General features: G+C 40.9%; 12 protein-coding genes and 1 pseudogene. 10 read left to right on the top strand and 3 right to left on the bottom strand.

The features are described from left to right. Window position 1: 1 nt before the first annotated feature. The 4 genes from AN395_RS11970 to AN395_RS11955 all read left to right on the top strand — a co-directional run bounded on the left by AN395_RS11970 (window position 2) and on the right by AN395_RS11955 (window position 4,853). On the top strand, window positions 2-550 hold the full coding sequence (locus tag AN395_RS11970; protein ID WP_054983135.1) for a condensin complex protein MksE: 549 nt from the start codon (window positions 2-4) through the stop codon (window positions 548-550). Further along, window positions 547-3,324 (top strand): hypothetical protein, encoded by a 2,778-nt coding sequence (locus tag AN395_RS11965; RefSeq protein ID WP_054983134.1) that lies wholly within the window; start codon window positions 547-549, stop codon window positions 3,322-3,324. Before AN395_RS11970 ends, AN395_RS11965 begins: the two co-directional genes overlap by 4 nt. Window positions 3,325-3,432: 108 nt before the next feature. After that, window positions 3,433-3,984: a DUF4136 domain-containing protein gene (locus AN395_RS11960; RefSeq protein WP_054983133.1), complete on the top strand. Its 552-nt coding sequence runs from the start codon at window positions 3,433-3,435 to the stop codon at window positions 3,982-3,984. A gap of 65 nt (window positions 3,985-4,049) precedes the next feature. After that, on the top strand, window positions 4,050-4,853 hold the full coding sequence (locus AN395_RS11955; RefSeq protein ID WP_054983132.1) for a hypothetical protein: 804 nt from the start codon (window positions 4,050-4,052) through the stop codon (window positions 4,851-4,853). Between the two features lie 20 nt (window positions 4,854-4,873). On the opposite strand, the gene AN395_RS11950 is transcribed toward AN395_RS11955, so the two are convergent. Beyond that, the gene (locus AN395_RS11950; RefSeq protein ID WP_054983131.1) at window positions 4,874-5,365 is read right to left on the bottom strand and encodes a peptide-methionine (S)-S-oxide reductase; all 492 of its coding nucleotides are present in this window, start codon (window positions 5,363-5,365) and stop codon (window positions 4,874-4,876) included. A gap of 177 nt (window positions 5,366-5,542) precedes the next feature. Here AN395_RS11950 and AN395_RS11945 point away from each other — a divergent pair, with 177 nt between their 5' ends. Then, on the top strand, window positions 5,543-7,396 hold the full coding sequence (locus AN395_RS11945; protein WP_054983130.1) for a TonB-dependent siderophore receptor: 1,854 nt from the start codon (window positions 5,543-5,545) through the stop codon (window positions 7,394-7,396). A gap of 598 nt (window positions 7,397-7,994) precedes the next feature. Here the strand turns inward: AN395_RS11945 and AN395_RS11940 are convergent. Beyond that, complete coding sequence (locus AN395_RS11940; RefSeq protein ID WP_029774574.1) at window positions 7,995-8,258, bottom strand: YkgJ family cysteine cluster protein; 264 nt, start codon at window positions 8,256-8,258, stop codon at window positions 7,995-7,997. Window positions 8,259-8,427: 169 nt separating this feature from the next. Between AN395_RS11940 and AN395_RS11935 the strand changes: the two genes are divergently transcribed. The 5 genes from AN395_RS11935 to AN395_RS11915 all read left to right on the top strand — a co-directional run bounded on the left by AN395_RS11935 (window position 8,428) and on the right by AN395_RS11915 (window position 17,612). Continuing rightward, window positions 8,428-9,609 (top strand): efflux RND transporter periplasmic adaptor subunit, encoded by a 1,182-nt coding sequence (locus AN395_RS11935; protein WP_054983129.1) that lies wholly within the window; start codon window positions 8,428-8,430, stop codon window positions 9,607-9,609. After that, a complete protein-coding gene (locus AN395_RS11930) occupies window positions 9,606-12,755 on the top strand; it encodes an efflux RND transporter permease subunit (RefSeq protein ID WP_054983128.1) in 3,150 nt (1,049 codons plus the stop codon). The genes AN395_RS11935 and AN395_RS11930 overlap by 4 nt, the downstream gene beginning before the upstream one ends. A gap of 770 nt (window positions 12,756-13,525) precedes the next feature. Then, window positions 13,526-15,322, top strand: coding sequence for a SulP family inorganic anion transporter (locus AN395_RS11925; RefSeq protein WP_054983127.1), 1,797 nt, complete (start codon window positions 13,526-13,528; stop codon window positions 15,320-15,322). A 339-nt stretch (window positions 15,323-15,661) separates the two neighbouring features. Further along, window positions 15,662-16,618 (top strand): alpha/beta hydrolase, encoded by a 957-nt coding sequence (locus tag AN395_RS11920; RefSeq protein WP_157683952.1) that lies wholly within the window; start codon window positions 15,662-15,664, stop codon window positions 16,616-16,618. Window positions 16,619-16,721: 103 nt separating this feature from the next. Further along, window positions 16,722-17,612, top strand: coding sequence for a dienelactone hydrolase family protein (locus AN395_RS11915; protein ID WP_054983126.1), 891 nt, complete (start codon window positions 16,722-16,724; stop codon window positions 17,610-17,612). A gap of 45 nt (window positions 17,613-17,657) precedes the next feature. Here AN395_RS11915 and AN395_RS19830 read toward each other — a convergent pair. Continuing rightward, window positions 17,658-17,870 (bottom strand): annotated as a pseudogene (locus AN395_RS19830) (lactoylglutathione lyase); the annotation flags it as partial. Between the last annotated feature and the right edge of the window lie 124 nt (window positions 17,871-17,994).

Raw genomic sequence — 17,994 nt, 5'->3', positions numbered from 1 at the left:
CATGACACATATAAACTTAGACGAGCTTACGCACCTACAAGCCATTAATAAAAAATTAGGTGCGGGTTACCATATTTGCGAACAAGACAACGTAATGTGGCAAGAGCTTGACCAGCACATAGAATCTTACAGCGCCTTATTTAACGCCCTTGGCCACGATTTAAAACACGACAGCCGCGGCTTTTACTACTTTGCCAGCGACGAAAGCACGCCAAACATGGGTAAAATATCCCGTGCTATTGCACTGACTATTTACATTTTAATTGAGCACTTTGCCAATACGGGTAAAGACCCAATGCGTGCCCTATTTGATGAAGTAAACGACTTAGAACTGATGCAAACCTTAGTGCAAATTAATAAACACTTGTTTGATCAACTTGAGATATTTTCGGGCTCAGATTTACGAAAAGACGTATACCTGCGCATGGTACGTTTAGGCCTTGCCCGCGAAGTCGAAGGCGGCTTTATGCTACAAGCGCCTATTCACCGCTATATTGATGCACTTATGGAAGTAAACGAAGAAACCTACATTACAGAGGACGAGCAATGAAAAACTTATACGGACTAAGTAAACTCGCCCTACTTAATACCGCAGGTTATGCAAAATGTGTTATTCCGCTTGATAAAAGCAGCTCTATTTGTGCACCAAACAATACCGGTAAAAGCTCGGTTATAAACGCCCTGCAATTTCCGCTAATAAACGATTTACGCCTAACCGAATGGGACGGGCACGATTTAGATGAAACCCGTAAATTTTATTTTTCATCAGATCAGTCGTACATTTTGCTTGAAGCCAACCTACCCCATGGCTCGGTGGTTATTGGTGTAGCAGGCCTTGGTAAAATAGCCGGTTACGCGCACCAGTACTTTTGTTATCAAGGCAAACTTGATTTAGCGCAGTACACACAAGGTAATACCATTATTAAGTTTACCAAGCTGTTTAATCATTTAAAAACGCAAGGTTACAACCCTATAGAGCTTAAAGCACAAGAGCTAAACGCCCTACTTACCGGCGGCGCAACCCCTTTTGACGGCGACATTAATTTAAAAATGATCCCGCTTAATAACGTGCAAGACTCCGCCATTTATAAAGAAATTTTTAGGCGTATTCTTAACTTACACAAATTGGGTGCAAGCGATGTTAAACGCTTTATGCTGCGTGTGTTTGAACGCCATATGTCTAACTCTAAAGTGGACTTTTACGAAGTATGGCGTCGCTCGTTTGATAAAGTAAATCGGGCTAAACGCGAATTAAAAGCGCTTGAATCAATGCAAGAGCCAATAACAGCGCTTGAATCAATGCTTGAGAACCAAACGGTGCTTAAAGGTAAGTTAGCAGCCTACGCGCCTAAAATTGATCAAGCATTAATAGACTTTGATACCTACCAAGAAGAGCAACTAAGCGAACTAGCCATTGCCCTTGAAGACATAGAGCACGAAAAACACGAGTTTGAGCAAAAGCAAAGCTTATACGTACAGCAATCGCGCGATATAGAGCGCAGGCAAACCCAAATAGAGCAATGGTTTTTAGATTACAGCGCTCTTAAAAGCGAATTTGAACTGGTAAATAAAGCCACCCTTAAAGCCAACCTTGGCCAACTTAAGCAAGACTACGAGTCACTTTCGCACTCTATTACCAGCGCACAAGGGCAAAGCCTACACACGCTTGATTACCGCATTAGCGAGACCCAAAAACAAATTAAAAGCTTAAAACTGCAGCTTAAAAACCTTGAGTTTAATTTGTTTACTCGAATGCGCGAAGACCTATCACTTAAAGAGGTAGAAGAAATATCGCGCATTTTAAACCCCGATATACTCTCGTTTGCCACCACCAGCAATGGCGATATAACCATTGATGATGAAGACGCCTTTGGGGAATTTTTATCGTTATTAAGCGAAAACGTTAAAGGCGGTGTACTAACCCTACCAGGGGCAAGCATTAAACTTAAAAAACTTTCCCCAGTGCAAATGCAAAGCGGCGAAAACAAAGCCCAGCTTAGCGCTCAGCTAGACGCGCTGGAACGCTCGTTAAAAGAGTTTAAACAACAGCGCGAAGTAGCCGCTAACGTGGCCGATAAACAAAAAGAAAAAGATGCACTTTACGATGAGCTAATGAGCGCAGAGAGCGCCCTAAAACGCTTAGAGCAATTTGAGGTAATGCAGCAGTCGGTAGAAGCGCAATCCATGCTAAAAGAGCAGTTATTAGCAGAGCGCGAACAAGTTGACGACTACCTACAAGACATTCAAAAAAATAGTGGCTCAATTGCTGACAGGCGCTCGTTAATTAAATCTAAGCAAGAGCAAATTAGTCGCCAAACTGAGCGTCTACGCCAAGTTAAAAGCGAGCGAATTGACCACACGCTTGATTTATACAGCGGTAAAGTTACCCCGTATATGATTGATATAACAGTCGACTTTGATAACTTAAGCGACTTAGTACATCACTTTAATAAAGACTGCCAAGAGCTGCGCAACTTTGACATAAACGTACGTAATACCTATTTGCATGTATATAACGCGGGTATTACTAAGTTCGATAACGAAAACGACGAATTTACTAAATACCAAAAGTTGATTAGCGCGTTTCATAACCTTGATAACGAACGCGATGCCGTTGAGCGCCAAGGCCGCGTAGCCCTGACCGAAGTAGCCGCCACAATTAAAGGCTTGCGTGAAGACTTAGACCGACTTCGCCGCGAAATGAACAGCTTTAATAAAGGCATAAGCCAGCACCGTATTTCTAACCTTCAAGCGTTTAAAATTAACGTAATACCGCGCAAAATGCTGGTTGATAGTATTGATACCATTATCAGCACGTCGCATCAGTTTGAACAAGGCGACACCCTTGACTTATTAAGCCAAGAACCTTACAGCGAAAGCGCGGTAAACGAAGCAAAAGATCACCTAATAAAACTTGCCTCCGACAAAGCAGGCCTTACATTAACTGACTTATTTGATATTCGTTTTGAAGTGGTTAACCGCGCTGGCGAAATCGAACACTTTGAAAAAATCGATTCAGCTGGCTCAAACGGCACTCGTATTACTATTAAGTTATTATGTGGCATGTTGTTTATTCGTTACTTATTAAGCGATCAGGAACAAAACCTTTACCGTATACCTATTTATATTGATGAAGCGGCAGACATTGACCCCCAAAACCAAAAAGCAATCATAGAAACGGCACTGAGCTTTGGCTTTGTGCCAATTTTTGCCTCGGTTAAACCGCAGGTAAGCTGTGATTACATTGTACCTATTCGTTCAGTAAAAGATGGCGCCCAAAACTGGGTAGACGAAAAAGACTGGATTGAAGTTGAACACAATTAATTGGCCGTTAAGGCAAACCAACTAAACTAAAATATAGGACGTTAAACTAATACACATTTAAACGATGTGTGTTATTTTAAATTAACGCATTTTATTGGAGCAAAGGTAATGAAAAATATACTTATTGTTGCAGCGCTGACATTACTTACAGCCTGTACGCAAACCCCTGACTGGGATTACGACAAATCAGCCAACTTTAGTAATTTTAAAACATTTGCTTGGGTAGAAAACGCGAGCCTAACCAAAGACACCACAAACTACCAAATTAACGGCTTAATGGAAAAACGTGTACGTACTGCCGTTAATAAAGAGCTTAGCCAAACATTAGGTATGAGCTTAGTAGACCCAGCCCAAGCTGACGTACTAGTTAACTACCATGCATCGGTAGATAAAGAGCTAGAAGTAGACAGCTTTAACGTAGGCTACGGCGCACGTTGGGGATACTGGGGTACGGGTTTTCAACGCGATATTAGCGCCCGTGAATACGAAGTGGGTACGTTAGTAATTGATATTATTGACCGCGAATCAAACCAGCTTGTATGGCGCGGCGCAAAAGAAGGCCGTTTAAAGAAAAAACAATCGCCTGAGCAACGCGAAGCATCAATTAAAGAAACAGTCGCTAATATTTTAAGCAACTTCCCGCCGCAAAAGCAGCTGTAAGTTTAAAGTTAGTTTTTAAAAAGCTCACAAAATGTGAGCTTTTTTGTTAATAAAGGACTCATACCTTGGCATTTTTAAAATATTTTACAGTCACTCTGTTCGTCTTTTTTGCTTCGCTCCCCGCACATGCGGAAAATTTAAAATTAACTCCAGGTTTGTGGCAAGGCATTTACAAAGATAATTTCGAATACAATGTACTGGAAATAAAAGAAAACGGAGAACACCGTTTAATCATTGCAAATATCGCCAGTGCATTTCATAGAAATAAATCAATTGCGTTTAATGATAACGATATTAAATGCAATCGCATTAATTGCACTATCAAACTCATTAGCCCTAATAAAGAGCATCTGCAATTTACATTAATTTTAAGCCGTTATTTAGATAATTCATTTGAGGTGTTAGAAATTTATTCTAATGCAGACGATGATTTTGTCATGTCAAAAACTTACCGGTTGGAAAAACAAGAAAGGCAATCTACCGTCCATACATTCATAGATAAATACCGCTCTAGAATAGATGAATTAGCAGCTATAGAAAAGTCAGGTTTATATGGTTTTTGGGTAGGATTATTAAATTTAGACGGCAATCAAAAACTCGTAAGTATTGAATTTCACCCAAATAAAGAGTCATATTTCACCTATTTTGCAAGTGGAACCAATGACATAATCAGCACCACTTTTATGCCACAAGATATTCAAGAAATAGACAACGTACTGAAAATCACTACCAGCAATCCACTCTTCGCAAATAAGCTAATTATTCATAAAGACAACCGTGAACTCAAAGGCTATATGTATTCAAACCACAAAGGTACAACTCTTCAAACTGGCTCGTTTAAATTGTATCGCTTTGAAAGGCCTGAGTAACCTGTAATCTAAGCATAGCTCTATGACAATTTATACTTATACAATAACTCAAAAGGTATATGGCAATAGTCATCTGGGTGGTTGGTTAAACGGTCTTGATGCTCAGGATCGCTTGGTACGTAATTAGTTAGCGGCTCTACCTGTACTACAATTTTATCGGCATCGCTGCGCTTTTTGATATAGTTGTTTGCTGCCTCTAAATGGCTTTGGTGTTTGCTGTAAATAGCAGTGCGGTATTTAGGGCCTACGTCATCCCCTTGTTTATTAATGCTGTATGGGTCAATAATTTCAAAAAAGTAGTCAAACAGCTTATTTAGGCTAACGGCGTTTTGGTCAAAAATTACCTTTACGCATTCAGCATAACCATCATATTCGCCATCTGTAGTTTTACTTGTACCATTAGCGCGCCCTGCCTGTGTGCTAACAACACCTGGTAAGTGTTTCATAAACTCTTGTACGCCCCATAGGCACCCACCAGCAAAGTAAATAGTATTGTGTTCTTTAATATCCATTATAAATGTTACCTAATGAGAAAAGTGTGAATGGTTATCAAATGCAGATATTAACAAATTAATGTACAATCGCGCACAAAATGACTGCTGTTACATTTGGCTATTTTATCATGCTCAAATATAAGCTTTGAAATTAATTGTAACCGCAGCTACAAATAAAAAAACGACGAGAAACACATGAACCGCACACCACACATTATATTGCCTGCACTATTATGCAGCGTTACTCCATTTGCTTATGCTAATACGTTATCTGATGAGTCTTCAATCGAGCAAATAACAGTGGAGGCTTCGCCAACTGCGAATAAACTGCCTGTAGGTACATTTGACTCGCCTATTTCTAATTTAGAGTACGACCCACGTGTAGATCTTCAATCACGAAATATGGCTGAGGCACAAGCTGATGTAACTATTCGTGGCGGTATTTTTGAAAACACCGGCTTTAGAGTAGGCAGTGCTACCCTGCTTGACCCGCAATCTGGTCATTATTTTGCTGAAATTCCCATTGCACCGCAAATGCTAAGCGGCCCAGCCGTTTTAACCGGTGCCGATAACGCACTGTACGGTATGAACAGCTCTGTAGGTACGGTTTCGTTTGGTTGGAAACCGATTATTACTGGCGGTAGTGTATCGCTTGGTACTGGTACGAACGACTTTAATCTTCAAAGCATTCATGCTGCTAAAAACACACAACTTGATAGCTTAGCTGACTATACCTTAGGTTTTGAAGGTGAATATTCTCACTCGCAAAGTGATGGCACTATTGATAATGGTGACCATGACTTTTCGCGCGCCTCAGCTCGCGTGCAATTGGCAAGTAAGAATAGCCAAACCGATTTATTTTATGGCTCGCAAGATAAGTTTTTTGGCTGGCCTAACTTGTATACCCCTTTTGGCGTTAACGAAACTGAAGATTTAGAAACCCGCCTTTGGATGCTTAATCACAAAAAAAATTACGCTGAGAACAGTAATTTTGAAGTATCGGCGTATTACCGCACCCATGACGATCACTATATTTACTCGCGCGAAAACCCAAGTGCATTCGAAGCGTTTCATAAAAGCGAGGTTAAGTCGCTTGCTCTTTCCGGCCGCCATGCACAAAGCAATGCATTTGCAATCAATTACTCAGCACAATTTATTGATGACTCGATTGAATCAACCACACTTGAAAACAACTTTACCTCACGAAAATATTATAAGCTGAGTATATTGCCCCAATACACTATGGCGCTAAAGGCTAACCAACAGCTTATATTTCGTTTAGGGGCTGCGTATGACGATACAAACCGTGATGATGCTGAGGTATCTGCCATTGGTGATATAACCTTAAATACCCAAAATAATGACGGCACAGCGCAAAGTGTTTATTTATCGTACGCGCAGGCGAGCCAAGTTGCAGGCTATACAGCTATTGGCGGCAGCGATTCTGGTGGATTATTTAGAAGTAACTACAACCTTGAACGCGAAACTACTTCAAACTTAGAGCTAGGTTTATTACTTGAAGAGCAAAGCTGGCAGTTGAATTCGGCTATTTTTTATCGAAAAGATAATAACTTAACCGACTGGACCTTTAATTTTGACTCCACCTCTGCGCGCTTTGCAAACCCGGTTGATATTGATACTGCAGGGGTTGAATTTTTAGCGACTAAGCACTTTGATACAACAAAACTTATTGCTAGCTATACCTATTTACATAAATCAGAGAACTACGGCGCTGCCGATATTGATGCCAGTTTTTACGCGTTAAACTTCCCCGATCACCGTTTAACACTTGGCGCTGTGTATAACCCAACTGATATTTTAGAATTTAGAATAGATAACGAATGGCGTACACAACACAAAAATGCGCTTAGAAACGGCGACGACAACGCGTTATTTACCCAGCTAACGCTTAAAATAACCCCGCCTCAGTTAAGCAATTTATTTATTACTTTAGCGGCAGATAACTTATGGGATGAGTCGTTTGAAGAAATACCTGGTACACCAGGGCGTGGTGAACAATATACGCTAAGCGCAACGTACAGTTGGTAGAAAATAAACCCGGCGTTTACAAACTCAATTTATACTTTGATTTGTAGACGCTGTGTTTTTTATAAAAGCTCTATATTAGGCAAAAAAGTTGCACAAAGAGAAGCGTATGAGTAGTAAATGAGAAAACAAAAGCCAACCAATACTTAAAATCAATCTCTTCCTCTAAAAGCGCAGCGCCTCTTGCCCTCTTTGTGAGTTACTCACTTTATGGCCTTAAGCCAGCAAAAGCAGCACGTTTTTATATAAAGCAAAGCTAAAAAGTTGCACAAAGAGAAGCTAATGAGTAGTAAATGAGTAGAGTAGTAAATGAGTAGTAAATGAGTAGTAAATGAGTAGTAAATGAGAAAACACAAACCAACTATTACTTAGAGTTAATCTCTCCCTCTAAAAGCGCAGCGCCTCTTAATCTCTTTGTAAATAATCCACTTTTACAGGCTTTGCCTGTAACGTTAGCAAGCTTTACGTCTACAAAATAAGCGTATATCTACACATTTGCGGTAGACGCAGAGCTTGCTCGCGTGAAAGGCGCAGCTTTTAATTACTTAAAAAATTACTCAGTAATAGATAAATGTAAATATATGTGTATTAACTTCGTAAGCTAGGTTAACTGCTCAAGTTCGGTAATAAGCGCTAGAGCCTCTGCATTAGTTGACCCACATACATCGCGCGTGGCGCTAAAATCGCTACATACTTTAGGGCGGCTTTCATCGCCAAATAGTTTACATAAATTGTTCTCATCAAGCTGAATACAACGCTCTCCGGCTTTTTTACCGTTTGGCATACCGGGGATTGGCGAGCTAATACTTGGGGCAATGCAACATGCGCCGCAGCCTAAGCGACATGCCATAGGCTCTGTTTTCATAAATACCTCTGTTAGTTAAAGCCAGGCCTTTGTATTTAAATTTACACCCTGCCTAGCCCATTCTTTATTTGTAATACACATATGTAATGCTTTGTTACATCTTAAAACGCCTTGTAAACACTTTATTGCGTATTATTGCCTTGTCACCAAATATATGAAGGAATGCCTTGTGGCTACTAAAAAACAAATTTTATTACCAGTCGCGGTTTTAGCAGCCGGGATTGCACTCGCTTTTGGCCTTTCAGCCATGAAAACGCCACCAGAAGAAAAACCAGAGCAAGACACTCGCCCACTTGTTGCTGCGCAAAACGTAAACATTGATGCAATAACGCTCGATGTTAAATCGTACGGCGTAGTAAAACCTAAAGACCGTACAGAGCTGGTTGCACAAGTAAGCGGGCAAGTTATTTCAGTAGCCGAACAATTTGTTGAAGGCGCGTTTGTTAAGCAAGGCGATATTTTAGCACGAATTGATCCAAATGATTACGAGGCCGATTTAATTGAGGCCGAAGCAGGCCTTGCCCAAGCAAGTTCAGCGCTTGAAATAGAACGCGCGCAAGCTCACGTAGCTAAAGCCGAATGGGAGCGTATTAAATCAGACTCAAGCGATGCAATTGCATCGGAGCTTTATTTACGTAAACCACAACTTGCAGAAAAAATGGCAAACTTTCGCTCTGCCCAAGCCCGTGTAAAACGCACTAAACGTAATTTAGAACGCACGTACATCAAAGCTCCTTACGACGCTATAATAAACCAACGCACCATTAGCTTAGGCTCAGTGGTTAGTGCGGGTAGCAAGTTTGGCGAGCTAAGCGCTACCTCAGTTGCAGAGGTACGTTTACCGGTTGCAGATAAAGAGCTGCAATACTTAGATAACGGCGGTATTGGCGCATTGGTTACGCTTAACGCTGAATTTGCCGGCAAGCAAACAACATGGCAAGCCAAGGTTGTACGAGGTGAAGGTGTGGTAGATCAAACCAGCCGTATGAGCTATTTAGTTGCTCAGTTACCAACTCCGTACGCTGATAACACCAAACCACTGCGTTTTGGCTCTTATATAAATGCCACCATAAAAGGCCGCGCGCTTGATAACGCGATTATAGTGCCGCACCATTTAGTTAAAAATAACAAAATTGCTATTTTAAACGACGATCACACCCTGAGTTTTAAAACGCTTAATATTGTACGTGAACAAAACGGTATGGTGATTGCGGACCAAGGCTTAAACAGTGGCGAGCAACTTATTACCTCTGCCCTTGAATACCCAACAGAAGGCATGGCGGTTAAGCTGGAAGGCACTGAGCCTAAAAGCGATGTGACTCAATTAGCACTTAAAGAGGATACACCATGAGTACCTCAGAAAAAGGCTTAATCGCTTGGTTTGCACGTAATCCAGTGGCGGCAAACCTCATCATGATTTTTATACTTATTGGCGGGCTTTTAACAGCACTGACAATTCGTAAACAGGCATTCCCGCAGTTTGAAAGTAACTGGGTGAGTATTCAAGCGGTATACCCAGGCGCAGCCCCGCAAGAGGTTGAAGAAGGTATAACGATAAAAATTGAAGAAAACCTTGAAGGTACCGAGGGTATAAAACGTTTAATCACTTACTCTAACCGAGGTTATGCGCAAGCGTGGGTAGAAATAGAAGAAAAATACGACCTACAAGAAGCCCTAGACGAAATAAAAGCGCAAGTTGATTCTATCAATACCTTTCCGGCAGGAATGGAGCGCCCTGTTATTCAGCGTGAAAAATTTCAGCAAGAGGTGATGATCCTCGCGCTTTATGGCGACATGAGTTACTACCAGCTTAAAGAGCTAGGTAACGACATAAAAGATGAACTACTCGCCTTACCTGGCGTTAATTTAGTCGACTTTTACAGTGGCCTAGATTACGAAATAGGCATAGAAATAAGCCCCGACAAACTACGTGAATATGGCCTAACTTTTAGAGATGTTTCAAGTGCGGTGCAAAATTTTTCTACCAATATGTCGGCAGGGCAAATTCGCTCTGACACTGGCTATATTTCAATGCGTGTTGAAAAACAAGCTTACCGTGGTGGTGAATTTGCAAAGCTTCCGCTTATAACGCTTGCCGATGGCGCACAGATTAACTTAGGCGATGTAGCAACGATTAATGATGGCTTTGAAGAAGGCTTACTTTACTCTAAATATAACGGTAAAAACTCACTCACGTTTGAAGTAGATGCCTCAAAAGATCAAGACATTACCGATGTAGCTAAAATTCTTAAAGGCTACATGGCAGAAAAACAATCGAAACTTCCACAAGGCGTAAAGCTCTCCCCTATTGTTGATTTAACTTACTACCTTGAAGGTCGACTCGATATGATGATCGACAACATGGTATGGGGCGGTATTTTAGTAATGATAGTGCTGGCACTGTTTTTACCGCTGCGTTTAGCTTTTTGGGTAATGATGGGCTTACCGGTGTCTTTTCTAGGTGCCTTTTTGTTTATGCCAATTGGCTTTTTAGACATCACCATAAACATGGTGTCGTTATTTGCCTTTATTATTGTACTTGGCATTGTGGTCGACGATGCCATAGTCGTGGGTGAGTCTGCCAGTGCCGAAATAGAAAAACACGGCCATAGCCTTGATAATGTTATTCGCGGAGTTAAGCGCGTTGCAATGCCTGCCACTTTTGGGGTTTTAACCACTATCGCGGCGTTTTTACCGCAAGCTATGGCATCGGGCCCAGGCGCTGCGTTTTCTAAAGCCATTGGTGTGGTTATTATATTGTGTTTGATTTTCTCGCTGATTGAATCAAAGCTAATATTACCTGCGCATATTGCAGCCATGAACCCACGTAAACCTAACCCTAAAAACCCATTACATAAACTGCGTAATGTGGTTGATAGTGGCTTAAAACACTTTGTACAAAACTATTACACGCCTTTTATAGGTCATTGTATACATTATCGTTATACCGTAATTATTGGCTTTTTATGTATATTAATAGTCAGTGCAGGTATGTTTGCAGGCGGCTTAGTTAAGTTTGTGCCTAACCCTAAAATACCGCATGATTTTCCGCGTATTACGCTTGAAATGAACCTGGCCTCTTCGGAGCAAGCCACTCTTGAAACTGCCCGTAAAATAGAAGATGTATTACTCAAAGTAGATAAAGAGCTTGAAGAGCAATACGGCCAAAGCATGATCCGCGATTTATCGGTAAGCTTACGTGGGCGTACTCAAGCAAACATTATGGCTATTTTAGTAGAGCCACACTTGCGCCCTATCGACACCTTTGCATTAAGCACTTTGTGGCGCGAACAAATGCCCCCGCTTCCAGGTGTTAAAACGCTTAATATTCAAGATAATATTTTTAGCGGCGGACGTGATGACGGCGACGTAAGTTTTAGGCTACAAGGCAAAGATGCCGATGAGCTAAAAGAAGTCGCTGGTAAATTAAAAGCTAAACTACAAAGCATGGAAGGTGTAGGCGATGTAAACGACTCACTGCAAAGTGCCACCGACGAAGTACAGCTTGATTTAAAACCACTGGCGTACAGCATGGGACTTACTCTTGCCGACGTTGCATCGCAAGTAAGCTTTAGTTACTACGGATTAGAAGCACAGCGTATTTTACGCGAAGGCGAAGAAATTAAAGTAATGATACGCTACCCAGAAAGCGAGCGTAACTCAATTAGCAACATTCAAAGTGCGCGTATTATTACGCCAACCGGCGCAGAAGTACCGTTAAGCGAAGTAGCCGAAGTTAGGCTAGTAGATGGTGTAAACCGTATTCGTCGTGAAAACTCAAACCGTACTGTTAATGTGTGGGCAGCAGTAAATACTGACCAAGTTGAGCCGTTTGCTATTGCACAAGAAATTCGCGATACCTATTTACCTTCATTGCTTAAAAGCTACCCAGGCGTTAAAAGTAATGTGGCTGGACGCGTACAAGAAGAAATGGACAGCGCCGATGAGCAGTTACGCGACTTTGCTATATCGCTGATGATTATATTTGCCTTATTGGCCATTCCGCTTCGCTCATACTCGCAGCCGCTTATTATTATGTCGGTTATTCCATTTGGTGTAGTAGGTGCAATGTTTGGTCACGTAATATTAGGTATGACCATGAGCGGGCTGTCTATGTTTGGCATTATTGCGGTAGCGGGCATAGTCGTAAACGACTCACTCGTAATGGTTGATTTTGTAAATAAAGCACGCGCAGAAGGCATGGCCGTAAAACAAGCCGTTATGCAAGCCGGTGCAAAGCGCTTTAGAGCTATATTGCTTACCTCAATCACTACATTTATTGGTGTAATGCCAATTATTATGGAAACCAGCTTACAGGCTAAAATAGTTATTCCTATGGCGGTATCGCTGGCCTTTGGTGTGCTATTTGCCACGGTAATTACTTTAATACTTATACCTTGCCAATACGTAGCATTAGAAGACGCTAAGCGCCTTACCCGTAAGCTACTTGGTAAATCGCAACCTATAAGTATTCAACCGACACCCACTGCCAAATAATTAAAGTTTCTCTCCCAACCATTAAAGCTCGGCCTAATACGCCGAGCTTTTTATTGCCTAAATATTGCGCTGCATTATTAATACTTTTTATAAAGTGTTTCAAATAAATTATGGGTAATTATTTTAATTATATCAGCGTATTATGCGCCCTCAATTTAAAATACCGCTAACGCATTATAATTTTATTGCTTAGCATTAAGCTCACACCGCAATGGTTTTGAGCCGCTTGTCAGTTAAGTGCCCTCCACTTAGTTCTAATAACGTGGGCGTGTTGACCTTTGGCGTTTGAATTTACAGCAGTATGTTTGGTTTTTAGGCAAGGCAGAGCCTATGAAGTGTGGTTACTCCCCATAAATAGGCGATAACGAAGCATAAATGCCAAACATACGCTGCCCTTTGGGTTCTGCCTAGGGGCGATAAACTCTTTGTTGCCTACATGGATGTAGGTAANCCCATAAATAGGCGATAACGACGTATAAATGCCAAACAGGCGCTGCCCAAAGGGTTCTGCCTAGGGGCCATTTACTCTTTGTTACTCGATTTTTACTTATTCTTACAGGGATGTAAGTCATTAGAATAACGCAGGAGCAGTTATCGNAGCCCACTAGGTTACAAACCTCGCGCCGCGATTTGATCGCCCCTAGATTGAACAAATCTCAATCCGCAAAGATCAACACGCCCTATACACGTAAATTTAAAACACCTAAACATACTGCTATCCGCTTAAAGCGCTATGGCATCTAGTTTATTTATGCACCCTAAGGAACCCTATGTTTGATTTAATAAGCAAACGCAGCGCTAATTTAAAAAATGATGTATTAGCCGGCTTAACCGCCGTGCTTACGCTCATTCCCGAAGCCGTTGCGTTTACCTTTGTAGCGGGAATTGACCCAATGATGGGGCTTTATGGCTCGTTTTTTGTTGGCTTTATTACCGCCGTGTTTGGCGGCCGCCCAGGTATGATTTCGGGTGCTGCTGGCTCTATGGCTGTAGTCACCACCGCCTTTATTATTATGTTTGGGCTAGAGTACTTGCTGGCCGCCGTGGTATTAACCGGTGTGCTACAAGTTGTGTTTGGCGCTTTTAAAATGGGCAAATTTATTAGGCTGTTACCTCACCCTGTAATGCTTGGCTTTGTAAATGGCTTAGCTATTGTGATTGGTATGGCGCAATTTGGCCAATTTAAAGAAAACGTTCGCGTAGTTTACGATAAGCAACACGATATGTTTACCTACGCAGGCGATTGGATGCAACTAACCAGCCCAGCTATGCTTACCATGATGGGGCTAATTGCGTTAACCATGGCAATTGTGTATTTTTTACCGCGCTATACTAAAGCAATTCCTGCCCCTCTTGCTGCAATAGCAGTATGTACAGCGCTGGTCACCTTTACGCCACTTGAGTCAAAACTTGTTAGCGATGTTGTGCACACGCAGCGTACTTCAATGATTGAAAAAGAGATCATTACTGAAAACTTTGCAGCTATAAAAAATCAAGTACCTCATGGGCAATACAGCGAAGTGGCGCAAAATATTGCGCTTGAGCGCCCAACAGATGCCCAAATTACGGCTAAATGGCAAGAAAACGAAGCGCAAAAAGTAGCTGAGGGCTTAAAAGACACCATCGACCCACTTGATGGCAGTTTAAAAGGTGCATTACCGAGTTTTCACTTTCCGCAAATTAGTTGGGATTTAACCAATAGCGAATCGCTCGATGCACTTATTACCGTGCTCATGCTTGCGCTTATTTTGTCATCTGTGGGGCTAATAGAAACCCTTATGACGCTTTCGCTTATTGATGAAATAACACAAACCCGCGGGCAAGGTAATCGCGAGTCGGTAGCGCAAGGCTCGGGCAATATTTTAAGCGGTTTATTTGGTGGCATGTGTGGCTGCGCCATGATTGGCCAAAGCATGGTCTGTTTAAACTCAGGCGGACGAGGGCGTGCTGCAGGTATTGCTACCGCTTTATTTATGCTGGTATTTATTTTGTTTTTTCCAAGCTTAATTGAAATGATACCGGTGGCATCTTTAATTGGCGTTATGTTTATGGTGGTTATTGCTACGTTTGAGTGGTCATCTTTGCGCTTATTTGGCCGTGTTCCAAAGTCTGAAATATTTATCATTATTGTGGTATCTACCGTTACCGTATTGCTCGATTTAGCCGTAGCCGTAGGCATAGGTATTGTTATTTCTGCCTTGGTTTATGCATGGAACTCTGCAAAAGAAATCCGTATTCAATGTAGTGATGAATCGCAAAGCGAAAAAACCTACCAAGTAACGGGTAATCTATTTTTTGGCTCAATAACCTCGTTTAAAGAAGGATTTAATCCATATAACGACCCACAAAAAGTGTGTATAGATTTTGCCAATGCCAGAGTGTGCGACCAATCAGGTATTGAAGCCATACATGGTTTAAGTGAGCGTTATAAAGCATTAGATAAAACGTTGTGTTTGCGCCATTTGAGCCCAGAGTCTGCCAAGTTATTACAAAAAGCCGGTGATTTAGTTGAGGTTAACATTGTTGAAGACCCTAAATACCCTGTAGCCAACGACGCTATGGCGTAACACATCTCTTAGGTAACTCACTAAAAAAGCTCGGAATTTCCCGAGCTTTTTATTTTTAAGTCAATTGTTTAAATTATTTTAAGCTGGTAAGTTAAGCACGTATATGGACACCCACGCATAAAAGGATGTAACTATGCCACTTTTACAACTTATTCTATTTATTGTTTTTGCTGTGTTAACCACACTTGGTTTAAAAAGAATAACCGTAACTTAATGCTATTTGGCTTCATTGCTATATCGTTCACATTTGTGGGGCTCGACTTTTTGATAGGCGAAGATGAAGGGAAGTCAGGCATTAATTAATCAAAAAATTTTAGCTTGAAAATTAAAGGGACTTTAATGCGCTTATACATACTGATTATTTCTTTAGTTATTTTTTTAAGCGGGTGCCAGAGCTATATTGCTTATCAAATAACTAAGCCTCCGCAGAAAGTTCTCCCTAAAGAATTTGAGAGCTCTATCGCTTTATCTGGAGTACAAACCCATTACTGTAGCAGCGAAGTAGATTGTCTTGATTTTAGGATTATCTCACCTAAGGATATCGAAAGCTACCTACTCGATGGCAATACACTTTCGTTAAGTTTGATTGTTGGAGGAAGCACTGAAGATGAGGTTTTTGAATACCAACTTACTTCAGATAATTTACCAAACAACCAAAATAGCGGGCTTTTAATCATCTTTCCGGGGTATGGCGTAGACAGCTTGATTTACACCATGCAAGCAAGGTGGCTTAGCCATGTCACTGGAAAAAATGTGATAGTGATGCCTGCAAGTAATCAATACGAGAAGTTTAGATTTGGTTTAAACTCGCTTGATGTGCTAGTCAATTATGTAAATAAAGAAAACTACACTGATATTTCCTTAATTAGTTACTCAATGGGCGCAATTGCGGGAGTTGAGTTGGCATCTAAGCTGAACATAAGTAAGCATATACTTTATGCCCCAATGATTAATTTTGAGGCCGCACTAAACACAATTGCTAACTTATCACACCCTATTTATAGCAAACTATTAGGCGATAATTATTTAAACGAAGTCGCGGCTAAGATAATTGAAAAAAGTGAAGTACCTCTTACTAAACTCGACATATTAAATAATCTAAATAAGACCCCGCATGCTAGGCAAACTTACATATTTTCAAGTAATGCAGACAAAGTGAGTCCATATAATAGGTTGCTTACTCTTAACAACTCAAAAGTGAGCATGTATGAGGTAAAAGATTTAAATCACATTGAAATGGTTTCTTTAATTTCCACACAGCAAAGGAATGTGCTCCTTTGCTTGCTTGACGGATAACTTCAACAGTCCTAATAATTGAGAAAAATATTGCTCGTTTTTTATCCCTAATACGTTATGGTATTTAAATAATAAATATACATAGTAAAGTTAAGGAGCAGCCATGAATACCCCGCAATCAGATCATATCCCGCAAGAAGCCTTTGATTGGTACGACGAATACGCCCACGGTTTAATGGACAGACGTACATTTATGAAAAAACTTGGCGGTTTAGCTGCACTTGGTTTTTCAATGAGCGTACTAACCAGTGCCCTGTTACCTAATTATGCGTTTGCAGAGCAAGTATCATTTAACGATGATGATATTAAAGCTACCTACGAAGAATTTGATTCGCCAAACGGCCACGGTAAAGGCAAAGGCTACTTAGCAGTACCTAGCAAAATTGAAGGTAAACTGCCGGTTGTATTAGTTATTCACGAAAACCGTGGTTTAAACCCATATATTAAAGATGTAGCAAGGCGCTTAGCCAAAAAAGGCTTTATTGCCTTTGCACCCGACGCACTCTTTGCGCTTGGTGGCTACCCGGGCAATGACGATGAAGGCCGCGCCATGCAAAAAACCATGGACAGAGCTAAAATTCAAAACGACTTTGTAGCTGGGGCTCACTTTTTAAAAAATCATTCGAATAGTAACGGCAAACTGGGAGCTGTAGGCTTTTGTTTTGGTGGTTACATTGTTAATTACTTAGCAGCGGTTGAGAGTGACTTACTGAGCGCGGGCGTGCCTTTTTATGGCACACCTGCCAGTGAGTCACTGCACAAAAATATAAAAGCGCCTTTAATGATTCAATTAGGTGAGCTTGATAAACGCGTTAACGCTACATGGCCTGATTATGAAAAAAGCTTAAAAGCTAACAATGTTGAGTACATTATGCACATGTACGAAGGCGCTAATCATGGTTTTCATAACGACTCTACTGGGCGTTATGATGAGCAAAAAGCAGAACTTGCTTGGCAGCGTACCTTAGCGTTTTTTAATGAAAAACTAAGTTAATAATAAGGTAATGCCACCAGCTTAAAATGGGTGGCATTTTTTAAGTTAATTGAGCTCTGTAATGTGTAGAAGCTCACCAGATGGTCCCCATAAATAAATCACTTTACCCCACGGCTCTTGTTTTATCCCTTCATAGCGAATATCAAAGTGAGTTAACTTACTAATAGTGTTAAAGGCTTCGTATATATTTAATACACACACTTGCAGCATTAAATTTTCAGCAAATTCTTGGTTGTAGTAACGATTAATACCAATCGACTTAAATATTTAATCATTCTAGCGTGCTAAATAGAGCGCTAACAGCGTTATAAATTTCTTATGTAGAACAACTACATGACGATATTTATGCCTTGTTATCACGCTATTTAACTGTCGCTATAAA

It is taken from the genome of Pseudoalteromonas sp. P1-30, assembly GCF_001400005.1.
Classification (GTDB): domain Bacteria; phylum Pseudomonadota; class Gammaproteobacteria; order Enterobacterales; family Alteromonadaceae; genus Pseudoalteromonas; species Pseudoalteromonas atlantica.
Note: the sequence above shows the minus strand (reverse complement) of the source record. Positions and strands in the feature narration are given on the sequence as shown.